The organism is Paraburkholderia sp. BGA-UO-ETr-F21 (assembly GCF_059567925.1).
The window spans coordinates 1-13021 of record NZ_JCAQOY010000007.1 but is presented as its reverse complement, the minus strand read 5'-3'; the positions used below and the strand labels follow the sequence as shown (position 1 = coordinate 13021).

Sequence of the window (13021 nt, the reverse complement as noted above, 5' to 3'; positions counted from 1 at the left end):
GAGTACGCCAGCCCCGTTTGGCGTGATCGCGTCGGATCGTTCAGCGAGAGTGTGCCAGCCCGTTTGGCGTGATCACGTCAGCTCGTTCAGCAAGAGCGTGCCAGCGCCCTCAGCGCGAGCGTGCCAGCACCACGCCCACCAGCGCCACGGCGAAGCCGGCGACCTGCACCGGCAGCAGTGTCTCGCCGAAGCCCGCATACCCTTCGAGCGCGGCGAGCGGTGGAGCGAGAAACATCAGCGCGGTGGCGCGGGCCGCGTCTCCACGTCTGACCATCCACACGAGCAGCGTGACGCTGATGCCCGAGAGCATCACGATGCCCCACGCCAGCGACGCCCACAGCGTAGGCGACGCAATCCAGCGATGCTCACCGAGCGCCAGCACGAGTACGCCCGCGACGAGCGCCGCGCCCAGGTTTTGCACCGCGCTCGCGCTGCGAATATCGGCCTTGGCAAGCGAAGTCTTCTGAAACAGCGTGCCCGCGGTAATCGCACCGATCGCGGCGATCGAGATCGCTACGACCAGCCAGGCGGGCGCGCTGCCGTGCGGTGTCGCCGGGCTGGCCGCCGCCAGCTTCGGTTCGAGCACCAGCACGACGCCGGCGAGGCCGAGCGCCATGCCGCTCCAGCCACGCCGCGACAACCGCTCGCCGAAGAGCGGCGCGGCGACGGCAGCCGTTGCGAGCGGTTGAAGCGCGCCGAGCAAAGCCATCACACCCGCGCTCAAGCCTTGGGCGACGGCCCAGTAGCCGGCGCCGAGATACACGCCTTGCAGCAGCGCGCCCGCCACCAGATGTTTGCCGAAGTCGCGCCTGCCCGGCCACGCGGCGTGTGCCGCCAGCGCGGCCAGCGCAAAGATCAGCGCCGTGCCGCCGAAGCGCGCGAGCAGGAAAAGATTGGGATCGGCATAGGGCGTGATCGCGCGGGCGACCACGAAACCGGTCGACCACAACACGACGAAGACGGCGGCGATTAAAGAAGCGAGCATCGGAAAGGGTGGTGCAAAAAGCCGCTATCTTGTCGGGATAGGCGATGCGTGTCTTGTTTGAAGCTGCAATCGGCGGGGCAGTGCAAGGCAACGCGTAAGGCAACACAACGCGCAAGGCGACGCACCGCAACGCGGGTTGACACCCCGCCGCATGTCCCCCACCAACGCCATCACCACATCAGCAGCACAGTCCCCGCACCGAGCACGCCACCGCACACGGCGCACGCCCACAGCAGCGCGCGCGTGCGCCGGTATTCCCGGCCGATCTCCGCCATGAGCTGCGCATTCTGCTGCGGCTTGCGCGCACGATCATGCTCATGCTGCAGATACCGAACCGCCAGTTGCGGCACGCGCGGCAGCATATGCGCGAGGTGCGGCAACTCGCGCGTGATCCGCTTGATCCAGCCGCGATGGTCGATGTCGCGCCGCGCGATCTCCGCCAGCACGCCACGCGTGATATTCCATGTGTCGACGCCGGGATGCAGCGCACGCGCCAGCATTTCCGCTTGATGAAACGAGCGTTGCGCGCTCGCGAGCCGCCCGGGCACCGCGCCGTCGAACGGATGCACCGCGTGCAGCAGATGATGAAACAGTGAACCCGCCGAGCGGTCTTCCGGCTCGGCCGCGAAATGCGCTTCCGCGCGCGTGCGCAACTCAGCTTCGAGCACCTCGGCGCGTGTGTCGTGCGGCACGTGGCCGGCATCGCGATGCATTTCGGCGAGGCGCGCGTAGTCCTGGTCGAACAGCGCGGTTGCGCCATGCACGAAGAACTCGCGCTCGCCGGTCGAGAGGCTCGACATGATCGAAAACTCCGCCAGCACGAGACGCCCGAGCGTGTCCGGTTCGACGCTCACCCGCACGCGGCGCGCGTCGAGTGTGGCGTGGAAGAAGCCATGTTCGAACGCCTGCTCGGTCACCACTTCGACGATATGCGCGGCGAGCGGCGCGAGTTTGATGTGATGCGCGTGCAGACCGGGCAGATCATTCGCCGGCAAGGTGCTGACGCGTTGCATCGTCAGCGTGTAGTGGGTGCAGAGATCCCAGATCACGCCCGGCACGACGATGCGCGCGTCGCCGTCGAAATGATGGCCGGTCTGGCTCAGATTGGCGGCTTCCGCGCGCAGATCGAAGCGGCGCAGGATGTCGTCCGTGAAGGTCTGCGCCTGCGCGCGCAGTTGCAGGCGGCGCGCGGTGCCGGAGAGCTTCTCCAGCCAGCGCGCGACCCAGCGTAGCAGCGCGAGTTCGTCGCCGATCTGCTGCAACTGGTCGGCGCGCACGAGCTTGATCGCCACTTCGCAGTGACCGTTCACCGGCGCGAGCAGCCGTGCAAAATGCGTCTGTTCGGCGAAGCCGCCGCTTACCGGCACCAGATCCACGGCGCTGAAAAGCGTGGCGAGCGGCTTGCCGAAGGCGCGCGCGAGTGCCTGTTCCGCCTCGCGCGGCGGCAGCGGAGCTTCCATGTGATCGATCGCGTCGAGCGCGTCGTGCAGGGTGCCGGTCGCGAGTTCGGGCCGTTCGATCAGGGTTTGCGCGAACCGCCCCGCCAGCGGCCCGAGTGCGGGCAGCACGCCGTTCAGGCTCTGGCCGCCGCGGCCTGCCGCGTGCAAGCGGCCGACCAGCCCGATCATCCAGTGCAGCTTGTGATCTTGCGGAGCGGCAAGCCAGATCAGGCGAGCGCCGTAACGCAGCGCGTGGAACAGCAACAGTAGACGGCGAAACAGTGGCGGCATCGGCAGTTCGGTTGACGGGCCGCGCGGCGTTCAAAGCTATCGAAGGATCTGCGCGCGCGGCCTGGGCGTTCAGGTTAGCAGGTAAGCGCGCCGAGGGGAGCATCGCCGCGCGTCGCGTAATACAATACGCCGGCCTTCTCAAACCGTGGCGAAACCCAAGCGTGCCGGCTTCCGGCCTTTTATCGATGCTCGCAGAACAACGTCACCAATACATCCTGGCGCAAGTCGCCAAAACGGGCGCGCTTTCGGTCGCGGAACTGGTACGCGAATTGAACGTGTCGCGCGAAACCATTCGCCGTGACCTGAACGCGCTGGCAGGGCGCGGCCTGCTGGTCACGACTCACGGCGGCGCGCTGTCGAGCGACCGGCGCGAGCCCGACCTCGACACACGCGAAGCGGCGAACGCCGGCGCGAAGCGCGCCATCGGCGAGCGCGCGGCGGAGTTCGTGCCGGACGGCGCGTCGCTGATCATCGATTCGGGCAGCACCACGCAAGCGGTGGCGCGGGCGCTGCTCGACCGGCATCGGCTGTCGGTGTACACGAACGACTGGCGCATCGCGCTGCTGCTCGGCCGGCGTAACGACAACCGCGTCACGCTGCTGGGCGGCGAACTGTCGGATATCGAAGACGCCACCTTCGGGCTCGATACGGTTCATCAACTCACGCAGTACCACGCGGACTTTGCGTTCATCGGCGCGGGCGGGATTTCGCCGGACGGCTATCTGACCGACTACAGCCGCATGGCCGCGGAGGTACGTAGCCGCATGATCGCCGCCGCTGACACGGTGGTGATCGTCGCCGATCATTCGAAGTTCGGCCGCGTGACGCCGGTGCGCATCAACGGTATCGAGTCGGCGCGTTACCTCGTGACCGAACTGGCTCCGGAGCGCGCTCTCGGCAAGGCGATCACGGCGCATGGCCCGGAAATCCTGATCGCCTGAGCGTGCCACGGCGAGCCTGTCTATTTCACAGGGATGCCGAGCCGTTCGGGCTTGTGGCCGATCGCGGCCGCCGCGTCGAGCAGTTCGCTCGCATCGATCGCGCCGATGCCACCCAAGCGAAACGATTCCACCTGAGTCAGTTTGCCCGGAACCCGCAGGGAGCCCTGGCACGGCACGAGCGTGCCGGGCGCCGCTTCGACTGTGATCGTCCCGCTGCCTTGAAGCGGTGTGCATGCATAGTCATTTTCGCCATGTACGATCTTCACCGGGTCGGCGCATGCGCTGTCGGTAAAGCGGCCGAACGCGGCGTCCCGCGAATCCCAGCCGCGCGGCAGTGCGTCGCGCGTCCGCGTGGAAGTGGTGAGCGGGCCTGGCCGTCAACAGGTTCGGGTCGTTTCGATGGATCACACGAGCCTCCACAATTGTCTGAAAAGCGCCGCCGCCGAGACCAGATGACGAAAAGATTCATTTGGATATTATTGGCGAATTGTGTCATTTTTTGGAATTGAGCAGAATCGTCATGGCGTTGTCATGGAAACCTGTGATCCTTGCCGTGCCCGTTCAGGCATGGCTGGCAGCGCGAGCGTCGTAGGTGGGCTGTAAGTCGGGCAGGAAAAGAGGGAACAAGAAGCAGCAAAGTTGTTGGCAATCTGCAATCCGCATGATCCGCACACGGCTTGATGCGGGCAACACGCAAGCGGCGCGGCGCTACCGCCGTTCAATCACAACAGGTATCGGGATATCCCGACCGTCTGGTTTTTTGCCTTTCGGAGAAAGCGACATGACAAAGACGAATCCCCTTCACGCTACGGCCGGTCTCGCACGCAAACTGTTGCCGGCGCTGGTCGCCGCGGCAGCCTTCGGCGCCACGGCCATGCAGGCGCACGCGGCCGACGCCGTGGTGCTTTACACCGCCGACGGCCTCGAGAATCTCTACAAGGACGTGCTGCCGGCCTTCGAAAAGAAGGAAGGCGTGAAGGTCAACATCGTCACGGCGGGCAGCGGCGAAGTGGTGAACCGCGCCACCATCGAAAAAGATCAGCCTAAGGCGGACGTGCTCGTCACGCTGCCGCCGTTCATCCAGCAAGCCGACCAGAGCGGCCTGCTGCAGGCTTACCAGAGCGCCAACTACAAGAACGTGCCGGCGATCGCCAAGGCGTCGAACGGCGCGTGGGCGACCTTCGTGAACAACTACTTCTCGTTCGCGATCAACCCGGAAGTCACCAAGACGGCGCCGAAGACCTTCGCCGACCTGCTGCACCCGGACTTCAGCGGCAAGGTTGCCTACTCGAACCCGGCCACGGCGGGCGACGGTATGGCGGTGATCATCCTGACGTCGTCGCTGATGGGCGAAGACAAGGCGTTCGACTATCTGAAGAAGCTCGAAAACAGCGCCAAGTTCCACACCAAGGGCACGGGCTACCTCGACGTGCTGCTCTCGCGTAACGAAATCGCGGTTGCCAACGGCGACCTGCAAATGGATCTCGACGACGCGGCCAACGGCGGCCTGTCGCTCAAGCCGATTTTCCTCGCGCACGAAGGCGGCCAGCCGACCACGTTCCAGCTGCCGTACGCAATCGGCCTGATCAAGAACGGTCCGAACCAGGCCGGAGGCAAGAAGCTGATCGACTACCTGATGTCGACGGAAGTGCAGTCGAAGGTGCCGGACATCTTCGGTATTCCGGGCCGTACCGACGTGCCGCTGGCAGGCAAGAACGGCGAAATCGTCAAGCAGGCGATCGCCGGCGTGAAGCTGATTCCGGTGGACTGGACTCAGGTGATGGCCAAGAAGGCCGACTGGACCGCGCGCTGGAAGAATGAAGTGATCGGTTCGTCGGGCAAGCAGATCGAAGTGGTCAAGCCGAAGTAAGCCGTCGTTCGTCACGCAATCGACCTCACTCGGGACTAAAAGGGGTGGCGTCACAGAGTCAGGCGGCGCTTTCGGGACTCGCTCCCGAGGCGCTGCATCAGCATTAATCCAGTTGGAGGATGAACCCGGTGAATACGGCCAGTCTTGCTCACCCAGGCGCGCTCGGCGCCTCACCGGACGCGCTCGATGCCGCGCGTTCGAATACGCCGGGCGGCGTGCAGATCGACCATCTGACGGTGCGCTTCGGTTCGCGCACGGTGCTCGACGATCTGTCGCTGACCATCCAGCGCGGCGAGTTGCTCACCGTGCTGGGCCGCAGCGGTTGCGGCAAGACGACCTTGTTGCGCTTCATCGCCGGGTTTATCGAAGCGGATGGCCTGTCCGGTACGCTGACCGTGGCCGGTCACGACCTCACGCACGTGCCGCCGCACAAGCGCAATCTCGGCTTGCTGTTTCAGAGCTATGCGCTGTTTCCCCATTTGTCGGTATTCGAGAACGTCGCCTTTGGCTTGCGTGCGCGCCGCACACCGGCCAAAGACGTGGCCCGGCGGGTCGCCGATGCGTTGAAGCTGGTACAACTCGGCGACGCCGGTCACGTGATGCCCGCGCAGCTGTCGGGCGGCATGCAGCAGCGCGTGGCGCTCGCGCGCGCGCTGGTGATCGAACCCGACGTACTGTTGCTCGACGAACCGCTTTCCGCACTCGACGCCAATCTGCGTGCATCGGTGCGTTCCGAACTCAAGGCGCTGCATGAGCGCCTGCCGAATCTAACGATCGTCTGCGTGACGCACGATCAGGACGACGCGCTGGTGCTGTCCGACCGCACGCTGCTGATGCGCGAAGGCCGCATCGCGCAACTCGGCACGCCGCAGCAGTTGTACGACACGCCGGCCGACGGGTTTGTCGCGCGTTATCTGGGCGCGGCCAATCTGCTGCCGCCGCAGATCGCGTTCAGCATGAGCGACGCGCGCTATAACGAGCGCGAGCGCGTGGCCTGTCTGCGTCCCGAGGCGTTGCGTATCGTGCCGCTCGGCGAAGGGCACTTGCATGGCACGATCGCCTCGGTTGAATGGTACGGCGCGGTGTTGTCGATATCCGTTGCACTGGACGCCATGCCCAACGAGCCGGTGCTCGTCACCATGCAGCGCGGCCACGGCATGATGCCGGAGAAGGGCGCGCGTGTTTCCCTGCGTTACGAGGCTGACGATGTCGTCCTTATCAACCCCTGATACGCCCAACCCGCTCGGCACGGCCGCCGCCGATGCCGCCGCCGCGCGCCGCAGCGCCAGCGCCGCCTCGCATAGCGCCGCGGTGAAGCGCCGCGAACGCGTCGCGCAATGGCATTTGCTGTTCATCGCCGTGGTCGTGCTCGGGCCCTTGGTGATCTATCCGCTCGTGCGTCTGGTGCTGCTCAGTCTGACCGGCCCGCACGGTTTGAGCCTGCACGCCTATTCGGCGTTCTTCGGCAATCCGGAAACGAGCGGCGTGATCGGCACGACGCTGTGGATCCTGTTCGCCAGTGCCGGGCTCGCGTCGCTGCTTGGCGTCGCGCTGGCGTCGATCCTGTTTTTCAAGCCGTTCCCCGGCGCGCGGATGATCACGCGTTTTCTCGAACTGTTCGTCGCGTTCCCGTCGTTTCTGGTCGCGTTCACGTTGATCTTTCTGTACGGCTCGCAAGGTTCCGTCAGCATCGGCTTGCAGCGGCTTTTTCATCTGCAGGCGCCGCCGCTCGATTTCCTGTTCGGCGTAGGCGGCGTGATTCTCGCGGAAGTCGTGTTCTACGCGCCGTTCGTGGTGCGTCCCACGCTGGCTTCGTTCGCCACGCTCGACATGCGCCTGATCGAAGCCGCCCGCAGTCTCGGCGCGAACGGCTGGATGGTCGCATTCAAGGTGATCCTGCCGCTCGCATGGCCGGGCATCGCCGCGGGCACGATCCTCTGCTTTCTGCTCACGCTCAACGAGTTCGGCATTCTGCTCGTGCTCGGCAGCGCGCACCTGATCACGCTGCCGGTGGCGATCTACAGCTCCGCCACGGTCGATCTCGATCTGCCGACCGCCGCGGCCGGCGCGGTCGTGATGCTGATCATGTCTTTGTCGCTGTACGCGTTGTACCGCCAGGTCAACCGTCGCAAGGTGAAAGGAGCGGGCCATGGCCGTTGAACTCGACCCGACCGTTTTGCCGGTCATGCACAAGAAAGCCCGGCCGGTGCGCCGCAGCCTGGTGGTGCGCATGCTCGGCGGCCTGTTTCTCGGTTTTGCCGCATTGCTGTGCTTCTGGCTGTTCGTGTTGCCGGTGCTGGTCGTCGCGCTCTCGAGCGTGGCCGCGCACTGGTCTGGCACGATCCTGCCCGATGGCTTCAGCATGCGCTGGTTTGAGCGTCTCGGTTCGAGCGATTTCGACGCGCTCACCACCAGCCTCGAAATCGGCATGGGCGTCGCGGTGCTTGGCACGATTCTCGGCCTGTGGCTCGCGCTCGCGCTCGAAGGGCGTGACCGCCGCGGCCTCGGCGCCTTCGTCGACACCATTGCGATGATGCCCAACGGCGTACCGAGCGTGGTGCTCGGGCTCGCGGTGCTGATCGCGTATCACAAGCGTCCGTTCGATCTGTCGAGCTCCGCGGCGATCGTCGTGTTCGTGCAGCTCGCACTGGTGCTGCCGTTCTGCTACCGCTGCGCCGCCGCCGCGTTGCGTCCGGAGCTGACGATTCTGCGCGAAGCGGCGGCAAGCCTCGGTGCGCCGCCTTCGATGGTGTTGCGCCGGGTCGTGCTGCCGCAACTGGTGCCGGCGATCCGCGCGAGTCTCGCGCTGGGTTTCGCACTCTCGCTCGGCGAACTCGGCGCCACCCTCACCGTGTATCCGCCGGGCTTCGCGACGGTGCCGATCGTGGTCGTCGGGCAGGTGGAGCGCGGCTATTACCTGCCGGCCTCCGCGCTGTCGCTGATTCTTCTGCTGGTCTCGCTGGCTGCGCTGTTGTTGATCGCGGCGCGTGTTCCGCGCCGTCGGGCGGACTGACGGGCAACTTCTGATGCGTCAGCAGGCGCGCCTCGACGGCGGGCCTGCACTAATCGATGTGGCAAAAATTGTCGAAATGACCGAATATATGCAAACTGCTTCTGTCGATCCGATCGAGGTTGTGCGCAGGCATTCGCTGACCACGCTGGTTCGCGACGAAATCGAACGGCACATCATCGAGGGGGCGCTCGCGCCCGGCGACAAGCTCAACGAAGCCGACTGGGCGACGCGGCTGCAGGTGTCGCGCGGTCCGGTGCGCGAGGCGTTTCGCGCGCTGGAGCAGGCCGGCCTCGTGCGTACGGAGAAGAACCGCGGCGTGTTCGTGCGGACGGTGTCGCTGGCGGAAGCCGACGAGATTTACGCGGTGCGCGCGGTGCTGGAAGAGGCGGCGTGCCGGATGCTGGCGGTGAGTATCGATGCGCGCAAGCTCGCGGAGTTGCGCGATTGGCTCGACGCCATGCGCGCGGCGCTCGACGCCCAGGATCACGATGCGTACGCGCGCGCGAATGTGGCATTTCACGATGCGCTGGTAGCGGCATCGGGCAATCTGAAGCTGTATGAGACATACCGAAGGCTGGTGTGCGAGTTGAGTCTGTTTCGGCGTGCCGCTCTGGTCGTGCATGCCGATGCGATGGAGCGCTCGCTGGCCGAGCATCGCGCGATCTTGACGGCGCTGGCGTCGCGCGAGCCCGAGCAGGCCGCGGCGTTGATGCATGCGCACGTGAACGGCGGCTTGCAGCGCGCCCATGCGGCATGCGAACCGGAAGGAACGCTGGGCGTGGTGCGGATGCCGCCGGCATCGAACGAATAAAAGACTGGCAACTGACTGACCACAACACGCGTGCCCCGCACGCATGGAAGGCAACGATGGCAAATACGAGCACAGGCACGAACACAGGCACGAACGAACGCACGATCGAAGTCAACGGCCGCCGCTACCGGCTACCTTCGCAACCGACGGTCGTGGTGTGCGTCGACGGTTGCGAGTTCGACTATCTCGAAGCCGCGGTCGCGGCGGGCGTTGCGCCGTTCATCGGCAAGATGCTTAAAGGCGGCGGCGCGTTCAAGGGCGACTGCGTGATCCCGTCGTTCACCAACCCGAACAATCTCTCGATCGTGTGCGGCGTGCCGCCTTCGGTGCACGGCATCTGCGGCAATTACTTCTGGGATCCGGACGCGAACGGCGGCGAGGGCGCGGAAGTGATGATGAACGATCCCGCGTATTTGCGCGCCGGCACCTTGCTGGCCGCTGCCGCCGAAGCCGGCGCCGCGGTGGCCGTGGTCACCGCGAAAGACAAACTGCGCCGGCTGCTCGGCTGGCAGTTGAAGGGCATCTGCTTCTCGGCGGAAAAAGCCGACAAGGTAACGCTGGAAGAAAACGGCATCGACGAAGTCCTTGATCTGGTCGGCTTGCCGGTGCCCGACGTCTACAGCGCGGGGTTGTCCGAGTTCGTGTTCGCCGCCAGCGTGCGGCTCGCGCAAACGCGCAAGCTCGATTTGATGTATCTGTCGACGACTGATTACATCCAGCACAAGTTCGCGCCCGGCACCGAGGGCGCGAACGCGTTCTACGCGATGATGGACGGCTATCTTGCAAAGCTCGACGCGCTCGGCTGGGTGATCGGCCTGACCGCCGATCATGGCATGAACGCAAAGCACGATCCGCAGACCGGCGAGCCGAATGTGATCTATCTGCAAGACGTGCTGGACGAGTGGCTCGGCGCCGGCCGCGCGCGTGTCATTTTGCCGATCACGGATCCGTACGTGGTGCATCACGGCGCGCTCGGCTCGTTCGCAACGATTTATCTGCCGCGCGATGTCAGCGTCGCGCAGGTGATCGAAAGGATCGGCGGCATGCAAGGGATCGAAACCGTGCTCGACAACCGCGCGGCGTGCAAGCGCTTCGAACTGCCGAATGACCGCGTCGGCGATATCGTCGTGGTCAGCACGAAGCATGTCGTGCTCGGCACACGGCGCGATGAGCACGACCTGTCGGGCCTGACCGTGCCGTTGCGCTCGCACGGCGGTATCTCCGAGCAGGAAGTGCCGCTGCTGTTCAACCGGCGTGTCGAAGGGTTGCCGTCCAGCAGTGCCGGCAATGGCGGCAAGCGACTGCGTAACTTCGATATCTTCGACATTGCCTTGAATCGCGTGTCGGCATCATGAACGCCACGCTGCGGGACCATCCGGCTTTTCGGGCGGAAGCGCTGCGGCTCAAAGGCGAACGCGTGACGCGCTCGCGCACGCTCGACGTGTTCGATCCTTATACGGGAACACGCGTGGGTACGGTCCCGTTGGCGAGCGTCGACGACGTGCGCGCTGCGTTCGAATATGCGGCAGCCTATCAGGCTCAGCTCACGCGTTACGAACGCTCGCAGATTCTCGAACGCGCGGCGGCGCTCATGCGTGAGCGCACCGAAGAGGCATCGGATCTGATTTCGCTCGAATCCGGTTTGTCGAAGCAGGACTCGCGTTACGAGATCGGCCGCGTGGCCGATGTGTTCAAGTTCGCCTCAATCGAAGCGTTGCGTGACGATGGGCAGAGCTTTTCCTGCGATCTGACGCCGCATGGCAAGAAGCGGCGCGTGTTTTCACAGCGCGAGCCGCTGGCGGGCGTGATCGTCGCGATTACCCCGTTCAACCATCCGATGAACCAGGTTGCGCACAAGATCGCGCCGGCCATCGCGACCAATAATCGGGTGGTGCTGAAACCGTCGGAAAAGGTGCCGCTGTCGGCGCTCTATCTCGCCGACGTTCTATACGAAGCCGGTTTGCCCGCGCCGATGCTGCAGGTGCTGACCGGCGACCCGCGCGAAATCGCCGATGAATTGATCACGCATCCGTTGGCGGAGCTCGTCACGTTCACGGGCGGTGTGGCGATCGGCAAATACATTGCGGGAAAGGCTGCTTACCGGCGCGTAGTGCTGGAGTTGGGCGGCAACGATCCGTTGATCGTGCTCGAAGACGCCGATCTCGACCGCGCGGCGACGCTTGCCGTGCAGGGCTCGTACAAGAACTCCGGGCAGCGGTGCACCGCGGTCAAGCGGATGCTGGTTCAAAAGAGCGTGGCTGCGGACTTCACCGATCTGGTCGTCGAGAAGACGCGGGCCTGGTCTTTCGGCGATCCGTTCGATGCGTCGAACCAGATGGGCACCGTGATCGACGTCGCCGCGGCGCAGCTCTTCGAGACACGTGTGAACGAGGCGGTGGCGAGCGGGGCGCGTCTGCTGGGCGGCAACCAGCGCAACGGCGCGCTATACGCGCCGACGGTGCTGGACCGCGTCGATCCTTCCATGACACTCGTGCGCGAGGAAACCTTCGGGCCGGTGTCGCCGATCATCACCTTCGACACGCTCGACGACGCCATCCGCATCAGCAATGGCACGCCGTTCGGGTTGTCGTCAGGCGTGTGCACAAACCGGCAGGATGCGATCACGCGGTTCATCAACGAATTGCGCGTGGGGACGGTCAACGTATGGGAAGTGCCCGGCTACCGGATCGAGCTGACGCCGTTCGGCGGCATCAAGGACTCCGGGCTTGGCTATAAGGAAGGTGTTCAGGAAGCCATGAAGAGCTTCACCAATCTGAAGACCTTTTCATTACCGTGGGAGTGATAGCGTGGCATTGAGTGTGAAGGACATCCGTTCCCTGTTTGAACAGTACGGCAATCTGGCTTATAGCGGCGAGCCGGTGACGCAGCTCGAACATGCCTTGCAGAGCGGCTTTTTGGCGGAAGAGGCTGGCGCTGACGAGGAACTGGTCGCCGCGGCGTTTCTACACGACCTCGGCCACCTGCTCAATCTGCAGGGTGAGACGCCGACGGAGCGGGGCATTGACGATCTGCATCAGTATTTCGCGCTGCCGTTCCTGCGGCCGGTGTTGTCGGAGGCGGTGTTGGAGCCGATTCGGCTGCACGTCGACGCCAAGCGCTGCCTGTGCGCCATCGACGATACCTATTTTGGCCAGCTTTCCGCCGATTCCGTGCGAAGCCTGGAATTGCAGGGCGGCATCTTCAGCAAGGAGGAGGCGGAGGCGTTTCTGCAGAAGCCTCACGCGGAAGACGCGTTGCGCCTGCGCAGATGGGACGATCTCGCCAAGGAAGAGAACCGCGCGACGCCGGATCTCGCGCACTATCTGGGCGTTGTCGAGCGAGCGATGCTTAAACACGCGGCTGTTTGAACCGCTTGAGGGTGTTTGAGCTGCTTGAACTGTTCAAGGTCTGTTTGAGGGTGGTTTGAGGGTGGTTTGATTGAGGCGGCTTTGGCCCTATGCGCGCTTCCTCGTCTTCTGATTCGTTCGTCGTTTCCGCATCGTTTCTGGCGCAATCCATGCATATCAAAATAACGCTTGCAAGGTGCTGGCCGGCTCGCTAGAATCTCGCTCTTTCGTGCTTCGGAGAACGGAGCGCGGGGGGCGGGAGAGCCAGTAGTGGCAAGGCTTTCAGCGGAGTGGGCGGGTTGAGAAAGTTAGAAAAACCTGTTG

The 13021-nt window shown here is 64.6% G+C and carries 11 protein-coding genes and 1 pseudogene; 9 read left to right on the top strand and 3 right to left on the bottom strand.

What is annotated here, in order from left to right:
* Window positions 1-109: 109 nt before the first annotated feature.
* Both AC57B1_RS04970 and AC57B1_RS04965 read right to left on the bottom strand, forming a co-directional pair.
* Complete coding sequence (locus AC57B1_RS04970) at window positions 110-985, bottom strand: DMT family transporter (RefSeq protein WP_496416833.1); 876 nt, start codon at window positions 983-985, stop codon at window positions 110-112.
* Window positions 986-1155: 170 nt separating this feature from the next.
* Window positions 1156-2715, bottom strand: a complete 1560-nt coding sequence (locus tag AC57B1_RS04965; RefSeq protein WP_496416832.1) for an ABC1 kinase family protein — start codon at window positions 2713-2715, stop codon at window positions 1156-1158.
* A gap of 185 nt (window positions 2716-2900) precedes the next feature.
* Here AC57B1_RS04965 and AC57B1_RS04960 point away from each other — a divergent pair, with 185 nt between their 5' ends.
* Window positions 2901-3656: a DeoR/GlpR family DNA-binding transcription regulator gene (locus AC57B1_RS04960; protein ID WP_408348429.1), complete on the top strand. Its 756-nt coding sequence runs from the start codon at window positions 2901-2903 to the stop codon at window positions 3654-3656.
* A 146-nt stretch (window positions 3657-3802) separates the two neighbouring features.
* Here AC57B1_RS04960 and AC57B1_RS04955 read toward each other — a convergent pair.
* Window positions 3803-4064, bottom strand: a pseudogene (locus tag AC57B1_RS04955) (2-aminoethylphosphonate--pyruvate transaminase); the annotation flags it as partial.
* 373 nt (window positions 4065-4437) lie between these two features.
* Between AC57B1_RS04955 and phnS the strand changes: the two are divergent.
* From phnS to AC57B1_RS04915, 8 genes are all read left to right on the top strand, one after another.
* Window positions 4438-5526, top strand: a complete 1089-nt coding sequence (gene phnS, locus AC57B1_RS04950; protein ID WP_408348432.1) for a 2-aminoethylphosphonate ABC transporter substrate-binding protein — start codon at window positions 4438-4440, stop codon at window positions 5524-5526.
* A gap of 128 nt (window positions 5527-5654) precedes the next feature.
* Complete coding sequence (phnT, locus tag AC57B1_RS04945; protein WP_408300706.1) at window positions 5655-6755, top strand: 2-aminoethylphosphonate ABC transport system ATP-binding subunit PhnT; 1101 nt, start codon at window positions 5655-5657, stop codon at window positions 6753-6755.
* On the top strand, window positions 6733-7686 hold the full coding sequence (locus AC57B1_RS04940) for a 2-aminoethylphosphonate ABC transporter permease subunit (RefSeq protein WP_408300704.1): 954 nt from the start codon (window positions 6733-6735) through the stop codon (window positions 7684-7686). The genes phnT and AC57B1_RS04940 overlap by 23 nt, the downstream gene beginning before the upstream one ends.
* Window positions 7676-8539 (top strand): 2-aminoethylphosphonate ABC transport system, membrane component PhnV, encoded by an 864-nt coding sequence (gene phnV, locus AC57B1_RS04935; protein WP_091802269.1) that lies wholly within the window; start codon window positions 7676-7678, stop codon window positions 8537-8539. Before AC57B1_RS04940 ends, phnV begins: the two co-directional genes overlap by 11 nt.
* A 76-nt stretch (window positions 8540-8615) precedes the next feature.
* Window positions 8616-9350, top strand: a complete 735-nt coding sequence (locus tag AC57B1_RS04930) for a phosphonate utilization associated transcriptional regulator (RefSeq protein WP_496416831.1) — start codon at window positions 8616-8618, stop codon at window positions 9348-9350.
* A 56-nt stretch (window positions 9351-9406) separates the two neighbouring features.
* A complete protein-coding gene (gene phnA, locus AC57B1_RS04925; protein ID WP_496416830.1) occupies window positions 9407-10705 on the top strand; it encodes a phosphonoacetate hydrolase in 1299 nt (432 codons plus the stop codon).
* A complete protein-coding gene (phnY, locus tag AC57B1_RS04920) occupies window positions 10702-12153 on the top strand; it encodes a phosphonoacetaldehyde dehydrogenase (protein WP_408348441.1) in 1452 nt (483 codons plus the stop codon). The genes phnA and phnY overlap by 4 nt, the downstream gene beginning before the upstream one ends.
* Window positions 12154-12157: 4 nt before the next feature.
* Window positions 12158-12718 (top strand): phosphonate degradation HD-domain oxygenase, encoded by a 561-nt coding sequence (locus AC57B1_RS04915; protein WP_408348444.1) that lies wholly within the window; start codon window positions 12158-12160, stop codon window positions 12716-12718.
* Window positions 12719-13021: the final 303 nt, after the last annotated feature.